Origin of the sequence: Acetobacterium bakii (assembly GCF_001263355.1) — a bacterium.
Classification (GTDB): Bacteria; Bacillota; Clostridia; order Eubacteriales; family Eubacteriaceae; genus Acetobacterium; species Acetobacterium bakii.
The window spans coordinates 70,376-88,146 of record NZ_LGYO01000034.1; the positions used below are offsets into that span (position 1 = coordinate 70,376).

Sequence of the window (17,771 nt, forward strand, 5' to 3'; positions counted from 1 at the left end):
TCCTCTTTTCTATTTTTTTCTTTTGTTCTCATGAATCTGCGACATCGTTTTGCGATACTCTTCAAATTCATCGGCTTTAATTATTTCAATGGCCGAACCCTGAAATTCGCCCACATCGGAGCCCATGTTTTCTTCGAGAAATCCTTCCAGTTCCAGATAAGAGTCCTGGATTTCTTCAATCATTCCATCCGCTGGTTTCCATAAACCTCTTTGATATGCTTCAAGTAAACGCCGTGACATTTCTTCCAAAGCCCAAGGATTGTTTTCCCTGAAAAATGCTCTGTTTTCGGCATCGATAATAAAGGTTTTGGTGATGTCATCAAAGATCCAGTCGTCCACCTCTTCAGTAGTGGCTTCCCAGCCATAAACCCGGCCAACCCGTTTGCTGATGTCGCCTGCTCCTTTATAGCCATGGCGCTTCTGACCTTCAATCCATTTCGGGTTAAGCAGTTTGCCTCGGACCACCCGGTTAATCTCTTCGGATAAGGTCCGTATTTCGACGTTCGTCACTTCTCTTGTATCCCCGTAGTAAGTTTTAATGTCTTTGTTGGATAATTCCCTGGCGGCGGCGGTCATCCCACCGTAATTGCCAAAATAACAGCAGCAACCCAACAAGTCATGCTCATCGGACATCACCTTGTCATAGGTAATATCAACGGTTTTTAAGCTGCTTTGAAGTTCTATGTAAGCCTTTTTCCCATAATTGTCTTTGCTGTAGGAATAACCATTATAATAGGTGAACAAATCGGCAATATCGGTTGTGTCTTCCCAGGCGGAGGCGTAAACCATCAGGTTAACCCCGGAAGTATAGGTGCCCGGTTGTACCCCGAAAATTCTTGTTGTAGCAGATTCCCATGAGATGTCCGGGTTTTCGGCGGTTGTTTCCAGGACGTGCTTGCGAATGAAATTTTCATCACCTTCTTCAGCTAAATTTGCAACGGTCTGAATGGCTTCATCCAGGAGTAAAACGCAGTTCTGAAAATTATCCCTGAGAATACCGGATATTTTTGCGGTGATGTCAATTCTCGGTCGTCCCAATTCTTTTAAAGGGATCACTTCAATCCCTTTTACCTTGCCATTTGCCAGCCATTTCGGTTTTACTCCCAGCATATAAAATAACTGGGCCATGCCTTCACCATCGGCCCACATCACATCAGCTGCCATCCAATAAATGGCCATGGTTTCCGGATAACGGCCCTCTTCATCAAAGAACTTTTGAATAACGGCGTTGGCCAATCGCTTGCCGATTTCCCAGGCGGCTTTTGTGGGTACGGTTTCCGGATCCAAAGTATAAAAATTTCGTCCGGTGGGCAGAATATCATCCCGTCCTCGGGTAATAATACCTGCCGGTCCGGGCTTGACATAGTTCCCGTTCATGGCTGCCAGCAAGGCATCAATCTCTTTTGATTCGTCAATCCTGTTATTGATATCAATGATCCGTTCTTTGAATGCATTGATTTCCATGAGTACCGCTGGATTTTTGATCTGATAAGGTCTTGGCAATGAGAATTCTTCAGTGATGCTATGATCATTTAGGAATTTGATAATGATACTTTTGCTGATGCCATCCATATCAAAGAGAATTTCGCCGTTATTTTTGCCAATCCTTTCAGAAAAAGCCTCGGTCTGGGTCAGTAGGGTTTTAAGCTCCAGCCCGATTAATTCACATACGGTTCCCCGGAGCGAGGCCTGATCAATGCCTTCAAACCGCACAATGGCATTGAGCATGTCAATTCGCCGATCCCCGATGGGAAGCTGGCCGAATATGTGCATGCCATCCTGAACCTGGGTGGTTTTAACAGTTGTCAGTATCTTATGGGCCTTATCGATAACCAGATCAAATTGATTATGGTAATCCGCTAGGTCAATCTCTTTCTCCAGATTGGCCTTTTGAATCTCTTCAATAATCAGATGTTCCAGCAAATGGGCCTGGGTTTTATCTGATACGCGAACCTTGTCGTACTGCTTCAAAAACGTGTCCAATTCTTCCAGGTCATCATAAAGATCTCCCTGGGTCATAACCGTTTGCATATGATCGATGATGGTTGCCAGCGCCCGTCTTTTGGCAATCGTTCCTTCCGGCGGATTATCGGCATTGTAAATATACAAATTCGGCAAGTTGCCAATGCAAATATCCGGGAAGCAGCTGTCTGAAAGCCCGGTGGCTTTTCCGGGCAAAAATTCCAGATTGCCGTGGGTGCCGACATGAATAATCACATCTGCCTCATAGATATGCTCAAAATACCGGTAACTTGCCAGGTATTGATGGGTTGGGGCAATATGGGGATCGTGGAGAATCTTACAGACTTTTCCATCACACTTCGATCCGCTGCAACCTCGTTTGGGTTGGACACAGACAATGGCATTTTTATAACTGACCCCGGTCACGATCATTTTATCCTCATAAACCATAGCCGGGGGAAGGCCTTCTTCGGTTTCGCCAAAGGGTTCGCCCCAGGCTTTTACCATATTCTCCCGGGCATCGTCGGTTAATGCCTGAAACCACACATCATATTGATCCCTGGTGATAAAATCCAGAACCCCGCCTTTGTGAACCATTTCTTTCACCGTGGTCCAGCGAAATTCTGAAATGGCCTTCCGGGCCATAATGGTTTTAATCAGAACGTCTCCATCCTCGGGAATGTCTTCCAGGTCATACCCCTGGATTTTCATGGTCTTTAAAATACGGGCAACACTTTCCAGCGTATCCAAGTTTGCCCCGCCCCCCACCGAAGCTTCTGTTGCTGTACAAGGGTTGTTGTTTAAAATAAAGACAACTTTTTTGTCCTGGTTCTGTTTTTTCTCCAGAGCAATCCATTTAATCAAGCGGCTGACCAGTTTATCACACCGGGAGCTCACCGGTTTTCGCAGTTCAACCCCAGTGCTTCTATCTTCGGCTCCGATAAAAATCGGTTCAATGACGCCTTCAAGCTCAGGAAGGGCAATGCTCCAGGGCAAGTCTGCCACCGTGCCATCCTTACTCTCTTGCCATTCTTCAATGGTCATGTGCGAGGAGCAGATAGGCTTGACAATAGGGCAGTTCAGGCGCTCCATAATACTGCTTGGCTTGCATTTGGCAGAGCTATTTCCTGCTTGGAGAAAAAAACCACTCATGCGAATCATGGCATCAATCACTGATTCGCCCTGATCATCAAAACAGAATTTTTCCACCGCATATTCGACGCCTTTTGCCCCAATTTCAGCGTCCGGCCAAGAATAGGTGTAAATGGGCAAAGCACTGAAGCCCCGGGCTTCGATTTTCTTAATCAGTTCTGTTTCAACCTCAATATCCTCGTTTAACCAGGTGGTCCGTGAGGCAATAACACCGATGACGCCCTTTGGCGATCTTTTTCGATACTTGAAATAATCCTGGGGATTCGTAAATACTTCCTCGGTATCGGGATGAAAAATACCTTCCCAGGGAATAAACAAGGGCTCTTTATAGGAATAGCTTTCTCCTAAAACCTCAGTGCTGAGATAATCAATCATATTAACCAGGTTTTCCTTGCCGCTATAGGTGTAATACTGATTACAGACAGCCGAATGGCGCATCGATTCTTTGCTTTTGATATGACTGGCGGCTTCCCCTCCCACATAAACGATGGGTGTTGTTTTCTTTGCCGCATACGCTTCAACCTCGCTCCAGATTGAATCCGATGAGGTCACATTAAAAAGAAATAAATCGGCCTGGTCCATGGCTTTGTATAAGCCATCAACATCTTCTCGGCCGTCACTTAATTGTGCAGCTGAATATATTTTTAAATTTACCCGGTCTTTAATATAGGGCGTGATCATTTCTAAGCGATTGGCTGATTTATGCCATAATATAGCAATAATGGTTTTCATTTGCTTGCCTTTCCTTCCCTTCCTGGGAGTCTATTCGGTTTCATCAATAATGGCATTGACCTTATCCATATTGAATTTTTTAGTTGTTTCAAAAGGCAATGACTTCAGGCGGTGGAGAAACACCATTTCAACCACTTTTCTGATATCTTCTTTTTCAACCTGCTCATGACCTTCAAAGGCAGCCATGGCCCGTGCGCCTTTCATCAGCGTCAAATCCCCGCGATGGCCGTCGACCTCCAGGGCAATGGCAATCTTGGCATTGATCAGCAGCAGTTCATCATCAATGGTCACCCTGGGAAGCATGTTCCGGGCCGTGACGATGCGATCACTCAATTCCATTTCCGCATCATGATATTCATGTAAAAAGCCATGGGGATCGGCTTCAAAGGCTCCTCTTCGCTTCACAATAGCAATTCGTTTTTCCGGATCTTTAATACCTTTAATGTCGACACTGAAGCCAAAGCGATCCAGCAGCTGGGGCCGCAATTCGCCTTCTTCGGGGTTCATGGTACCGACAAGAATAAACTGCGCCGGATGGGAAAAGGATATGCCTTCGCGCTCCACGGTATTCACGCCCATGGCTGCAGAATCCAATAATAAATCGACAATGTGGTCATCCAGTAAGTTAATCTCATCCACATATAAAATTCCCCGGTTAGCCTGGGCCAGTACCCCTAAATCGAATTTCTTCTTGCCATGTTGAATGGCTTCTTCGATGTCCAGGGACCCAACCACCCGGTCTTCAGTGGCCGAAACGGGCAGGTCAACCACTCGCATTTTATCTTTGCCAATCAATAATGTTTCGCCATCATTGATTTTGGTCCGACAGTTTTCGCACAAAGAACCCTGATCCCGGGGGTTACAGTGAAAGGGACATTCTTTTACCACATCGATTTCCGGCAATAAATTGGCGATTGCCCGAACCGCCGTTGATTTTCCTGTTCCTTTTTCCCCAAATACCAAAACGCCGCCTATTTTAGGATCAATAACATTTAAAATAAGTCCCAGTTTCATGGCTTCCTGGCCAATAATAGCGGTAAACGGATAGGTTATATTTTTTTTCGAATAATGTGTCACGATGGAACCCTCATACTTTCTACCATTTTTAATAGGCTGTCACTTTTTAACTCATCCATTGCCCGATACTCGGACTGCATCATTGTTGCCAGCTCTTTGGCAATGCCAAAGCGCATCATGCCTTGTTTTTCAATATCAATCACCATGGTATTGATCTGTTTGTATTCCCGGATTTTATCTCCGATTTCAAGGAGTTCGGCCTTTGGCTTTTTTTCATCATCCAAACTGACATTTCCTTTACCATCGGTGATTACGATCATCATCGGCATCAGATCCGGGGCTTTCTTAAGTTCCGTTTTAATGACCTGGACCCCTTTGCTGAGCCCCGCATTCAGCGGTGTCTTGCCGCCAATTTCCAGGCTTTCCAACAGTTTGTAACCCCGCTCCACACTTCTTGTCGGCGGCAGTAATACCTGGGCTTCCTGACCCCGAAACGAAATCAGGCAGATTTTGTCGCGTTTTACATAGGCGTCCTTTAGTAGAGACATAATGGCGCCCTTTGTTTCAACCATCCGCTGATTGGCCCCCATAGATCCACTGGCATCCACCACAAAAACCAGGAGATTGGCAATTTTTTTCTGTCTCACCTTTTCTCGAATATCCTGTTCATAAATAGTAATGGCCATACCATTGGATTTTCGTTCGCGTTGAAAGGGCGCCGCCGCGCGAATGGTGGCATCCAGAGCCAGATCCTTGTTTTTTCGCTGCATCGTGGTGAAAACGTACCGCCCTGATTTTGAGGCACTGCGGATTTTGGTTCGTTTCCCCTGCCCCCTTCTCACCTTACGGTCAGCTTTATAACCAAAGTCCTTGAGTTTGAAATCCTGGCCGATTGCAAAGCTTTCTGTTTGCGGCTTATTCGGTTTATTTTGTTGTTCCTGTTCTTCCTGGTTATCTTCAGTACTTTCCGGTTCTTCCTGTTGTTCTGGATTTTGCGGTTCTTCTTCAGAGGGCGTCTCTTCTTTATCCGGTTCCTGGTTTTCTTCCTGCTCTTCCTGATCTTCTTCCTGGGACTCCGAATTTTCTTCTTCCTGGGGCTGGGGTTCCAGTTCCCTTTTGCGATGCATCAATGCAAAAAATGCGGCTTCTTCAATATCCTGATCGGTAATCTCAACCCGGCCTTTTAAAGCGGCAATGGCTTTGGCGGTTTGCTCCATCACCAGATCGCCCCGGTGTCCCACCACATTGGCCTGTAAGCAAAGCGAAATTATTTTCTCTAAATTTTCAGCAGTGACATTCACACGCTCCATGCGTTTCTTGGCTGATTGAATCAGCTCTCTGAGTTCCGTTTCCCGGACTGAAAAGGCTTGACTGAAGCCTTGCGGATCGGCTTCATATTCAAGTCTGTGCTTAAGTATCCGGACCCGGGATAATGGGTCTTCTTCCCCTTTGATATTCACAAATAACCCAAAGCGGTCTGCAAAATGAGGTCTCAGTTCCCCTTCTTCCCGGTTCATGGTGCCCACTAATATAAAATCGCTTTCATGGCTAAAGGAAACACCTTCCCGTTCAATGCGGTTCATCCCGTTGGCACTGACATCCAACAAAATATCGATGATATAGTCCTGCAACAAATTAACCTCGTCCACATACAAGATGTTCTGGTGGGCCTTTTTTAACACCCCTTCTTCAAAATGAACCGAGCCGCTTGCTAAGGTTTTTTCCATATCGATGGACCCCACTAGTCGGTCTTCTGAAACAGACAGAGGCAGTTCTACAATTTTTTTATCAATCAATGGCGACAATGCTCTTACCGCAGTGGATTTAGCGGTACCTTTTTCGCCATTAATCAACACGCCACCGATTTTTGGATTGACCACATTGAGTATCAAGGCTTTCTTCATTAATTCCTGGCCAATTATCGCACTAAAGGGATAATTATTTTGATTCATAACAATGCCTCCTTTCCCATTTCCGAAAATTTTGATCCTGATGTTGCAGCCATACAACCAGAAGCCGGCGTAACCTGACTGCTATAATTATTCAACATTTTTACAAACACGGGCTTCCAGAACAAATAAAACAATGAAATATGCAAGCAGTACCCCGGCGTGAAGCATCATCTGTACAGCAGTCTCGCCGGCACTCCTAAGTGCCAGATTGGTATGGGTTAACGGCAGCAAATAGATAAAACCTCTTAACAGCTCCGGCATTTTAGCGATGGGGAAAAAAGTGCCGCACAAAAATGACATGGGGGTAATGACAAAGCTTGAAAATTTTGCCATATCTGAATGTGAATTAATCATTAGGCCCACAAAAAAACCAGCTGCGGAAAACACGAAACAATTTAACACCGCAATCATTATAAAATACGGTGTTAAAACGAGATCTGAGGTAAACAGCGAAACCACTATGATAATTAAAGCCGCTGAATAAGCGCCATAGAGTGCCCCCGCGATAATTTTTCCAAGAGTATAAACCGTCATGTTAATGGGTGAAACCATGTACTCTTCAAAAGTTTTATAGTACAACCGGGAAATATTAATGGAATTTGCGGTGCTGTTAAAGCTTACCATCATGGTATTCATCGCAATGATACCCGGAATGATAAAGGCCATATAGGACATGCCATCAATTTCAAGGCTATTCCCCAGTCCCCAACCAAATGCAATGAGATATAAAATAGGTGAAATCAAAGCTCCGATGGTTACCGTAAAAAATTTCCGTTTAAAGACAACAAACTCCTGCCAGAGTAATCCATATAATCCAATCATTAGGATTCCACCCGTCTGTTTGTCATTTTTAAAAACACATCTTCAAGATTGGCAGGCCTAATCTGGACAATTCCCTCTAGATCTGCCGCATAATCGATGGCTTCCTCCCGGGTATCAAAAAATTCTTCGGTTGTTTTTCCATCCTTAAAGCACTCAACTGTAAATTCCCCCACATCTTCAATGAGATTTTTGGGTGTATCAATCCGGATCATTTTCCCATTATTAATAAGCCCCACCCGATCACACAGTGCTTCAGCTTCCTCAATATAGTGGGTGGTCAGAAGCACGGTCAGGCCGCCGGATTTCAGTTGTTTCATTAAATCCCATATCTTTCGTCTCGCCCCGGCATCCAATCCCACCGTTGGTTCATCCAGAAGCAAAATTTCTGGCTCGTGCAGCAGGGCCCTGGCAATCATAAGCTTTCGCTTCATTCCTCCGGAAAAGGTATTCACCAGGTGATCTTTTCGCTCGGTGAGTTCAGTGAATTCAAGCATCTCCTCGATTTTTTGCCGTCGTTTTACTTTGGGCATGCGATAAAGAATGCCGTGAACCTCTAAATTTTCCCAGGCAGTCATTTCTTTTTCAAGGTTGTTATGTTGAGGTACCACGCCAATTTTTATTTTTAGCACCGTTAAATTGCGATTGATACTTTCACCATTAATCACAATATCACCCGCGGTCTTCGGGGTGATGGTACTAATCATTCTCACGGTGGTGGTTTTTCCTGCGCCATTTGGGCCTAAAAGCCCAAAAACCTCACCATCATAAATGGTAAAATTAACGCCATTGACTGCCGTAATATTCTTATACTTTTTTGTTAAATCGATGATGTCTAACATTTTCCCTCTCTTTATTCTCAAAATAAAAAAGCCATGCAAAGAAAAGACGGTTTACAAACCGCAATTAGCCTTCATGACTTTGTATGCCTATTCACTTAATATTATTTATAGCGCAATCTCTTCTGAGCTTATACCTTCAATTTCTAATCAACTATCCCAATGATTAAAAAATCTGTGCAGATTTCCCATATACCCCTTTTTATCTTTCCTACTAATACAAAAAAGCCATGAAGCTCTGAATCGGTCTACGAACCGAAACAAGCCTTCATGACTTTGTATATACAAGTATTGAATTGAATTTATTTTCTCATAGTCTAGTCACTGTGTCAACTAGAATTCTTATTATAACGCATCTTTTGTGACCCATTTATGATTATTTCCTGTTGCTCTCAAGTTTTTCTATCTTCACCTTAATCTATTTCATAAAACGATCAATCGTTTTTTGTAACTCTTCAATGGCTTTTAATCCTGTCTTTCACCGCCTCAATAATGTAAAGTTCGATGTGATCCTGAAGAATAATCTTTCCGGTGTTAATAATCTCCGCTTAACTTCAGATGACTCGATCAATATTTCAGTGCAGTCTTTACCGGATTACACCATTTTTCATAACAATTCCAAATGACCTCTAACATTTGTGTTTTCAAAACACAATTCTTACTTATTATTCATTTTAACTATTTGATTTTATAGAATCATACCTGTGTACACTCATTGTGTCAAGTTTTTTGAAGACTTTAATTTTCTTTTTTTATATATTCTAAGTTTTTGAAATTAAATTTCCGATTTTATTACCGATAAACGTTTAAATTCACCCATCCAATTGCCTTGCCAATAATAAATGGCCATGCATAAAGCCGTAGAAGTCCAGGTAATGGGATAGGTAATGGCAATTCCCTGAATATCCTGAGATGAAGACATCGTCACAAATAAAAGAATGGTCCTTAATACACAAATATTGGTAAGAATAATCGCCATGGGCGGAACCGCCTTACCGGCACCCCGGATGGTTCCCCCAAGTACTTCCAGAATAAGGTAAATCCAATAAAAAGGCAGGGTGATGCTGATAATCTGAATGCCATAGTCTACGACGGAAGGATCACTGTTAATCACCCCAAATGCCTGTCTGCCCAAAATTAGAACAAAGGTGCTCATCAAAGCAGTAATGCCAATGCCCATAAGAAGGCAAACTCTGGTTCCTTTCTTTACTCGATCATAATTCTCTGCTCCGATATTTTGGCTGGTAAAGGTTGTAATCGCCTGACCAATAGCTAGAATCGGCAGATAAATCATGAGTTCAACCTTAAAGTATGCCGTAAATGCAGTGATGGCATCCACCCCAAGGCTATTGACATGATACTGAACAAAAACATTGGAAATGGTGATCACCAGAGCTTGAACTCCGGCGGGAACACCGATTTTCAGTATTTTGTAAAAATATGCTTTGGCTATGCTGATTTTTGTCAGGTCTAATTTAAATTCGCTGTCAACATGCATCAGATAGTGTAACACCAATACGGCCGCAACGGTTTGTGAAAACAGGGTTGCCCAGGCGACTCCCACTACGCCAAAGTTAAATACCACGATAAACACACCATCCATGATAACATTGATGACCCCGCCAATGAGTTGAATATACATGGGCGTTTTTGAGTTACCCAGGGCTCTGATGATACCGGAACCCATGTTATAGGTGACCACGGATACAATACTGATAAAATAAACCCGAATATAAGATACCGCCAATCCCATGATCTCATCCGGGGTATTAATTAATTCTAAAAAATACGGGGCGCCGATCAGACCAATGAACATGATGATGATCCCGCAGATAAAACCCAGTCCAATGGCCGTGTGAACCACATTTTTTAATTCCTTCTTATCGCCGGTTCCGAAAACATACGATGCCACCACACTGGAACCCACTGACATCCCAGAAAAAAACCCAACCAGACAGGTTACAAACAAGGAGCTGGCACCAACTGCGGCGGCGGCTTCTTTTCCTAAAAAATTACCGACATAGATTAAATCGACGGTATTGTATAATTGCTGTATAAAGCTTGTCCCCAGCAAAGGCAATGCAAAAAATAACAAATTTTTCCATATGACCCCTTCTGTTAAACTGTTATTTTTCATTTTTTCTCCTCATGCACTTGGTTCGAGTTTATTTCCTTTGGGATTTCCATCTTTGCGACCTTTTCCACGCTATCTTTTACACCTCAAAAGGAATAACCGACGCCAATAGCTCTCTGGCATAATGACTTTCGGCTTTGGCCAATTGGCCACTTTTCAGCTCCTCCACTACCTTTCCCTGATACAAAAATAAAATTTTATTGCACAAATGGGACACCGCCTGCAAATCATGGGAGACAAAAAGGTAGGTGATATTCATTTCTACCCGTAATTGATGAAGGAGCTTGAGAATCTGAGATTGGACCGAAACGTCCAGCGAACTGATTGCTTCATCCAGTACAATAAGCCTGGGATTTGTGGCGATAGCCCGGGCAATGCATACCCGCTGAAGCTGCCCGCCACTGAGTTCATGAGGGTAACGATCTTTTATCGCCGACTCTAATCCCACCTTTGCCAACAGAGCTTCAATTCTATGATTCAGATCCACCTTTTCACCAGCTGCCTGGAGGGGTTCAGCGATGGCTTCTTTTACCGTATAACGGGGATTCACCGAAGATGTGTAGTCCTGAAAAACCACACTCATTTTCCCTTTATTGTTCTTTATCCATTGCTTCACCGGCTGACCTTCCAAAAGAATGGTACCCTTGCCTTGATCCGGCTTTTCCAGCCCCATGATCAATCGCGCCAGGGTGCTTTTTCCGCTGCCGCTTTCTCCTACCAGGCCCACGCATGAACCCTCTTCAATATTAAAAGTCAGTCCATTCAAAACCTTAACCCGGGAGCCCCCAAAGTTAACACCTACCTTTAAATAACTTTTTTCGATGTTCCTTATTTCAACCAGATTAGCCATTGGCAGCTCCTTTTTTCATTGCTTTTCTAAAGGACTCGGTCAGTTCAAGTCGGGTATCAATCAGATATTTTGTGTAGATATGCTGTGGATTTTTAAAAATGGTCTCGGCATTTCCATATTCCACAGCACAGCCATCCTTCATCACCAGAAGATCATCGGATAAGTGCTTAACTACCCCCAGGTCATGGGAAATAAAAATTAGCGCCGTTCCAAACGCTTTTCTGATGATTTTAAACTCTTCCACCACCTGACCCTGATTGATGGAATCCAGGGCTGTGGTGGGTTCATCTGCCACAATAATATCCGGTTCCATGGCCAATGCAGTGGCAATCATACACCGCTGGAGCATCCCGCCGGAAAGCTGATGGGGATATTTTTTAATTACCTGATCGGGTTCATGCATGTTCATCACCTTAAGGGCATCCTGGGCCAGCTTTAGCCCCTGTTTTTTTGACAGATTTTTGTTTTCCACAAAGGTTTCTGCCATCTGCTCGCCGATTTTTCCCAGCGGATCAAACGCCGACATGGCATCCTGCAAAATCATGCAGATATGCTTTCCCCGAATAGCTCTCATCTTATTTTTGTCCTGATTCAGCAAATTAAGCCCTTGGCCTTTAGTGCTAAATGAGGCTTCTCCCTGACTTTTGAGCCAGGGATGGTTAAGTCCCAGCAAGGCCTTTGCAATCATTGATTTTCCGCTGCCGCTTTCACCAACAATACCCAGACAGGAATTTTCTTCCAGTGAAAAGCTCACATCATGGATGATCTCCTCCTGATTCCGTTCGTCCGTCACCCTTAAGTTTTCAACTTCAAGTAAAACGCTCATGTAGTTACCGCCTTTTTTCGACTGAATATTGATCGCTGTTTTTGTTTAAACCCTTTGCTGATTCTGGGATTAAGAGCCTCTTGAATGCTGTCGCCCAGAAAATTAAAGGCTGCAACCACGAGGAAAATAGCAAACCCGGGTGCCAGCATCTGACCCGGGTTAATGGTCATCACATTTTTGGCTTCGTTTAACATCATGCCCCATTCCGCTGTCGGTGGTTGAACACCCAGTCCCAAAAAGGAAAGCGCTGAAATATTCAGGATGATACTTGCGGTATCCAGGGTGGCTAGAACCGCTATTTCTCCGCTGGCCCCATGGATTAAGTGTTTCTTGATGATACTCGCGGTACTGCAACCGGATACCTTGGCAAAACGGATGTAGTTGCTATCCATAAACTGTATTACAATGGACCGAATCATCCGGACGTACCAGGCCCATTTTGCAATCACCGTTGCCAGCACAATATTGAAAATCCCAGTCCCTAAAATACCCACAATGGCTAAAATCAGAACTTCACTGGGAAAAGACAGCATGATATCACAGATCCGCATAATCACATCATCCACCCATCCTCTGAAATAACCAGAGATAACCCCCAGAATCGTTCCGATAAAAATGGTAATCATCATGGTTAGAATCGATACCAGTACGGTCACCCGTCCCCCAAATAAAATCCGGGAAAAGACATCACGACCCAATTGATCGGTTCCAAACCAATGGGCCAGTGAGGGTCCCTGAAATTTTTCCATAATATTCTGGGCGGTGGGATCATAAGGCGCAATCAGCGGCGCAAAAATCGCCATTAAAATCACAAGGCCCAGAAAAACACTGACTCCCATAGCCAGACGATCAGCTCTGAACCGTTTCCAAAATCCTGCCATTTTATGCCTCCCTTCGCATTCTTGGATCAACTGCCACCGAACCAATATCCACCAGTAAATTACAAACCACAAACAAAATTGCCATAATCAGCACATAGGCCTGAATCATTGGAAAATCGCGATTGAATATAGCCGTGACACACAGCCTGCCGATGCCGGGCCAGGCAAAAATATTTTCAATCACGACCGTTCCGGCAATCAATTTTGGTATCGACATGCCAAGCGCCGTTAATGACGTCTGCAGCGAATTTTTAAACACATGTCTGGTGATGGTCCGCTCCGACAACCCTCGGACCCGTCCATATAAGACATAGTTCTCCCGTTTATTCTGAATCATATTATTACGAATCAATCTGACATAGGTTGAAATATACCCCAGCGACAGGGTCACCGCCGGTAAAACAACCGATCCCGGGGTGGTCATCCCACTGGTGGGAAAAACATGCAGTTTGACCGAAAAGAGCCACATCAGTAGAATACCTGCCCAAAAACTGGGAACGGCAGTCCCTATAAAAACAATTCCCCGCATGATCTTGTCGGTCATCGTATCTTCCTTGACCGCACATAAAACCCCTACCCCCACCGAAACAATCACGGTAATCACCAGGGAAATTCCTGCCAGATAGAGCGTCGGGGGCAAGGCCTTGGCTATTTCTTCTCCCACCGGTTTATTATTCGCATAGCTGTTGCCAAAATCCCCGTGCAGGGCATTTCCCAGCCAGGTAAGGTATCGGGTCATAAATGGATCATCCAGTCCCAGCTGTTCCCGCATTTGGGCAATGTTTTCAGCCGTTGGCGTAACCTCATTCACCCGGATGGCAACCTCGGCGGGATCGCTGGGGCTCATGTTGATCAGGATAAAGGCAAAAAAGGAGATTCCGATTAATATCGGAATCATCCATAGGAGCCTTTTGACGATGTAATTTTTCATTGTCCTACTCCATTGCTGTTTTTTTCATTCATGTTTAATTTGAGAAATACATTTTTTCAAAAGGTATTTCGTATTGGGAATCGTTAAAGGTTACTCCTTTTAGTCCGGTAATGGCTACGGCTTTGGTTTTTGAATAGGAGATTGGCACATAAACATACTGATCATTTATATAGGTCAATACTTCTTTATACATATCCGCACGTTTTGTTTCATCAGCTTCAATCATGATTTTGGTAATGGTTTCATCCAGCCATTGTTTTTTCTCAAGACCGACCTGGGCCTGATAATCGCCATGGGCTGGTATTCGCCAGGAAGAAACATAGGATTGCGGATCGTAGGGTGTTCCCCATGACAGTGAATACTGCAGATCAAAATCGCCTGTTTTCTGACGGTCAAGGAAGGCCTGTTTTTCTTCACCCAGAATATTCATCGTAATTCCAATGACTGCCAGGTCCGCTTGGATTGATTCGGCAATGGTGCCTTCCTGGGCATTTTTGGAATTATAAGAGAATATGATTTCCAGTTTTTGCCCGTCTTTTTCCCGAACACCCTCAGAACCAACTTTCCAGCCGGCTTCTTCCAATAATTGAATGGCTTTTTCCTGATTATAGGAAATAGTCTTTAACTCAATATCACAATAGGGCACATCCCTGGACAATAAGGTGTCCGCCTGATCTTCAGAGCCGTTTAAAATTCCCTGAATGATATTTTCCTTATTGACTGCATATTCAATGGCTTCCCGAACCTTAATATCCTTGGTGATGGGTGTGTTGGTATTGATAAGTATTGCCCTGGAAGCAATCGGCTCGCTTATATAGGTTTCGTAGGCGCCTTCTTCTTCCAGTTTTTTATAGGAATCCAAATCGACCTGATCCCCGTCGGCACCGAACAGAAGATCCACTTCGTTATTTTGCAAAGCCAGCAGAATGGTTTGGGAATCCGGCATCACCTTCCAGTTGATTTTTTTTATTTTGGTTTTTTCGCCCCAATAATCTGCGTTTTGGGTGAAGGTTGCGTATTGATTATCGACATGTTCGGATAATACCCATGGTCCGGTTCCAATATAGCCGTTCACCCCATCTTTGGTTGTGCCGTTGACAAAACAGTTTGGCGAGATAAATCGAAAGGGACGGGTTAGACCCAGCTCAACCAGGGTAGGGTAGTAAGGGTGTTTTAATACCAGTTTAAAGGTATGTTCATCAACCACCACATTTTCTTTGATTTCATTGACCATGTCCAACCAGGCATGGCGTTCCAGATTTCCCACAATAGCATCCATATTAAGTTTGACTGCTTCGGCATTAAAGGGTGCGCCATCGGTAAAGGTGACATTTTCTCTTAGATGGAAGGTGTATTCCAAACCGTCATCGGAAATTTCCCAGCTTTCGGCAAGGGCTGGTTTGACTTCGCCACCTTCATTTTTTGTGAGTCCTTCAAAAACCATGTTTTGAGCCGACATTTCTCCGGAATACAGATGGGGATTAATATCCCTGATATCTTTGGTACAGGCATAATTAAGCGCTTCTTTTGTGGAAACATCGGTGTTTGCCGCTGTACCTGCGCAACCTGAAAAGATACCGACACACAAAACGGCCGTCATCACCACCACTAAACCTTTTTTAAAATTCATTTTCTTCTCTCCTCTTTGATAATTCTATTTGATAAGCTTCCAGGTTTTAGAATACATGTTTTATGCAATTTATTTTCAGGTACCTGGGAGAAAAATCATAAATTAATATCCTTTGGGTTGTGGACATGTGTATGAAGATCAACAGGGAGTTTTTAAATAAAAAACTCCCTGTCTCAAAAAAGACAAGGAGTCGTAGTCGCAATAGGGCAGAATTTTGCCATTATTAGCTTCTTAACATCCATCTACCCATCCTTCTCGTAGGTCAACAACGAATCACATTACAAGTAGGTCTTCTGGCTTACGGATCATCATCTTAATTTCGCCTTCCCAGTATCATACGGATACCAGTGACATCATGAAATCAGACTCCTCGATTACAGCTGCGGGACAGCATGGGATTTTAACCCATTTTCCTGTTATCTGTTGAATTTCTATTCAACAGCGCTTGTAATAACTTATTCAATTTAGTTATGCATACCATTTCAATGGCTTCGCAAAAATACTTTGTAAAAACAAAATATGAGTAATTCATCTTGAATTACTCATTCTTTCTGTTTGCCATTTTATCATCGAAAAGTCTCTTTTGCAACCCAAACAGGTGTTATTAGCTATGCCAATTTAGCATAGCTATCCATTCCATCGTTGCTTTTACCAGAATCAACTTTCCATATTTTTAATGATGTAGTCGATAAATGTATTCCCCCAATCACTGAGCTCTTCTGATCGCCTGCGAATATAACCAAACATAACCACATTCTCTTTTTCATATAGCGGAATACCGTTGAGATCTTTTTCATCAACTTGATCCGTGATATAGCCGCTGCTGATATTGGCTAAATCTGTGGTTTGCAAAAGCTGCAGCAGCACAGCTTCACTGTTGGTAATCACTGCATTTTCAAATATTGGTATGTTTTTTCCCTTTGCGTTAGTTATCTTCCAGTAATTATTCAAATCAAACTCATCCTCGTAACACTGAACCAGTTTTATTTTTTTTAATTCATCTTCACCAATTTCATTTGCCTGAAATAAGGGATGCTTACTTCCAAGATAGAGGACCACCTGGGTTTTTTTTAATTCAATAAATTCCAGGTGATTTCTTGACAAAACATATTGGAAGGCTGTATTCTGACTGCTCATGACATAAACAAACCCTAATTCATCCTGATAGGCCGCTACCCGTCTGATGATTTCCTCCACACTGGCAGAATACATTTGGAAATGCAGCCGGTCTATATTAAAATGATTATAAAAATCCGCAAAAATCCTGGCCATCCATGCACTGGGATTGCTGGATATCTGCAGTGGTTCAATGTGATCTGCCTGGGAGAAGGAGGATAGCATTTCAATATTTTCAATTGCCTTACATGCATACTCATACACATGCTTTCCCTTGGTGGATAGCAAAACACCCCGGCTTTTTCTCTGGAATAAATCAAAACCCAAGTGATCTTCCAGCACTTTAATAGCCTTGCTCACATTAGGTTGGGTTGTGTACAATATTTCTGCGGCCTTGCTGAACGAACCCACGTCGGCACATACAATAAAATATTTTAATTGTTTTAATTCGATCATATCACAAACCTTTTTAAATCGATTTTCTTTCATATTAAGCTTCTCTTTCTGGTGTAATAACAGTTGCTGAATACCTTAACCGCATCGTCAACCCTATTTTTTTCAATACTTACTGGTTTTATTAAAGCGCTATAAAAAAAAAGGGCTTCTTTTTTTCAAAAGAAACCCTTCCCATTTATAGGCCTTCACGTCGCAAAAATACATTTCCCCAGCATTCTACTTTAATTAAGGCAGGTCTACTGGCTTATAGATCATTCTCGTTCTAACCTTCCCAAGCTCAGCTCAGTGGTATTTAAGAATTCGTCACTATATACAGTGGTGGGTCCGCGCTTTTCAGCTTCCCTATTCTCCAATTTTAATATTGGCACCTTTATTATTTTATTCAATTTTTATTGATCTAAATATTAGCATAGTATAACATACTAAACAATGTTTTTCCTCTCATTCCATCAAATTAAATTAATTGATCCAACA

The 17,771-nt window shown here is 43.2% G+C and carries 12 protein-coding genes and 2 riboswitches; all 12 genes read right to left on the minus strand.

Annotated features, from left to right (window positions below):
- Window positions 1-9: 9 nt before the first annotated feature.
- The gene (gene cobN / locus AKG39_RS13735) at window positions 10-3,846 is read right to left on the minus strand and encodes a cobaltochelatase subunit CobN (RefSeq protein ID WP_050740974.1); all 3,837 of its coding nucleotides are present in this window, start codon (window positions 3,844-3,846) and stop codon (window positions 10-12) included.
- A 30-nt stretch (window positions 3,847-3,876) separates the two neighbouring features.
- Window positions 3,877-4,923: a magnesium chelatase ATPase subunit I gene (locus AKG39_RS13740; protein ID WP_242852622.1), complete on the minus strand. Its 1,047-nt coding sequence runs from the start codon at window positions 4,921-4,923 to the stop codon at window positions 3,877-3,879.
- Window positions 4,920-6,815: a VWA domain-containing protein gene (locus tag AKG39_RS13745; RefSeq protein ID WP_050740975.1), complete on the minus strand. Its 1,896-nt coding sequence runs from the start codon at window positions 6,813-6,815 to the stop codon at window positions 4,920-4,922. Before AKG39_RS13745 ends, AKG39_RS13740 begins: the two co-directional genes overlap by 4 nt.
- A gap of 87 nt (window positions 6,816-6,902) precedes the next feature.
- Window positions 6,903-7,637: an ABC transporter permease gene (locus AKG39_RS13750; RefSeq protein WP_050740976.1), complete on the minus strand. Its 735-nt coding sequence runs from the start codon at window positions 7,635-7,637 to the stop codon at window positions 6,903-6,905.
- Window positions 7,637-8,476 (minus strand): ABC transporter ATP-binding protein, encoded by an 840-nt coding sequence (locus tag AKG39_RS13755; protein WP_050740977.1) that lies wholly within the window; start codon window positions 8,474-8,476, stop codon window positions 7,637-7,639. The genes AKG39_RS13750 and AKG39_RS13755 overlap by 1 nt, the downstream gene beginning before the upstream one ends.
- A 772-nt stretch (window positions 8,477-9,248) precedes the next feature.
- Window positions 9,249-10,610, minus strand: coding sequence for an MATE family efflux transporter (locus AKG39_RS13760; protein ID WP_050740978.1), 1,362 nt, complete (start codon window positions 10,608-10,610; stop codon window positions 9,249-9,251).
- A 76-nt stretch (window positions 10,611-10,686) separates the two neighbouring features.
- On the minus strand, window positions 10,687-11,457 hold the full coding sequence (locus tag AKG39_RS13765; protein WP_115028188.1) for an ABC transporter ATP-binding protein: 771 nt from the start codon (window positions 11,455-11,457) through the stop codon (window positions 10,687-10,689).
- Window positions 11,450-12,283 carry an ABC transporter ATP-binding protein gene (locus tag AKG39_RS13770; RefSeq protein ID WP_050740980.1) on the minus strand — a complete coding sequence of 278 codons (834 nt, stop codon included), beginning with the start codon at window positions 12,281-12,283 and terminating at the stop codon, window positions 11,450-11,452. Before AKG39_RS13770 ends, AKG39_RS13765 begins: the two co-directional genes overlap by 8 nt.
- The gene (gene opp1C / locus AKG39_RS13775; protein ID WP_050740981.1) at window positions 12,280-13,164 is read right to left on the minus strand and encodes a nickel/cobalt ABC transporter permease; all 885 of its coding nucleotides are present in this window, start codon (window positions 13,162-13,164) and stop codon (window positions 12,280-12,282) included. The genes AKG39_RS13770 and opp1C overlap by 4 nt, the downstream gene beginning before the upstream one ends.
- Window position 13,165: 1 nt before the next feature.
- Window positions 13,166-14,095: a nickel/cobalt ABC transporter permease gene (gene opp1B / locus AKG39_RS13780; protein ID WP_050740982.1), complete on the minus strand. Its 930-nt coding sequence runs from the start codon at window positions 14,093-14,095 to the stop codon at window positions 13,166-13,168.
- 34 nt (window positions 14,096-14,129) lie between these two features.
- On the minus strand, window positions 14,130-15,725 hold the full coding sequence (nikA, locus tag AKG39_RS13785) for a nickel ABC transporter substrate-binding protein (protein WP_050740983.1): 1,596 nt from the start codon (window positions 15,723-15,725) through the stop codon (window positions 14,130-14,132).
- Window positions 15,726-15,991: 266 nt separating this feature from the next.
- Window positions 15,992-16,189, minus strand: a riboswitch (cobalamin riboswitch).
- Window positions 16,190-16,382: 193 nt separating this feature from the next.
- Window positions 16,383-17,330, minus strand: a complete 948-nt coding sequence (locus AKG39_RS13790; protein ID WP_050740984.1) for a LysR family transcriptional regulator — start codon at window positions 17,328-17,330, stop codon at window positions 16,383-16,385.
- Window positions 17,331-17,509: 179 nt separating this feature from the next.
- A riboswitch (cobalamin riboswitch) is annotated at window positions 17,510-17,684 on the minus strand.
- Window positions 17,685-17,771: the final 87 nt, after the last annotated feature.

Coding starts and splice junctions, on each gene's coding strand:
- AKG39_RS13770 (WP_050740980.1), bottom strand. CDS start 12,283: ATGAGCGTTTTACTTGAAGTTGAAAACTTAAGGGTGACGGACGAACGG.
- AKG39_RS13755 (WP_050740977.1), bottom strand. CDS start 8,476: ATGTTAGACATCATCGATTTAACAAAAAAGTATAAGAATATTACGGCA.
- AKG39_RS13760 (WP_050740978.1), bottom strand. CDS start 10,610: ATGAAAAATAACAGTTTAACAGAAGGGGTCATATGGAAAAATTTGTTA.
- AKG39_RS13750 (WP_050740976.1), bottom strand. CDS start 7,637: ATGATTGGATTATATGGATTACTCTGGCAGGAGTTTGTTGTCTTTAAA.
- AKG39_RS13765 (WP_115028188.1), bottom strand. CDS start 11,457: ATGGCTAATCTGGTTGAAATAAGGAACATCGAAAAAAGTTATTTAAAG.
- opp1B (WP_050740982.1), bottom strand. CDS start 14,095: ATGAAAAATTACATCGTCAAAAGGCTCCTATGGATGATTCCGATATTA.
- opp1C (WP_050740981.1), bottom strand. CDS start 13,164: ATGGCAGGATTTTGGAAACGGTTCAGAGCTGATCGTCTGGCTATGGGA.
- nikA (WP_050740983.1), bottom strand. CDS start 15,725: ATGAATTTTAAAAAAGGTTTAGTGGTGGTGATGACGGCCGTTTTGTGT.
- cobN (WP_050740974.1), bottom strand. CDS start 3,846: ATGAAAACCATTATTGCTATATTATGGCATAAATCAGCCAATCGCTTA.
- AKG39_RS13790 (WP_050740984.1), bottom strand. CDS start 17,330: ATGAAAGAAAATCGATTTAAAAAGGTTTGTGATATGATCGAATTAAAA.
- AKG39_RS13745 (WP_050740975.1), bottom strand. CDS start 6,815: ATGAATCAAAATAATTATCCCTTTAGTGCGATAATTGGCCAGGAATTA.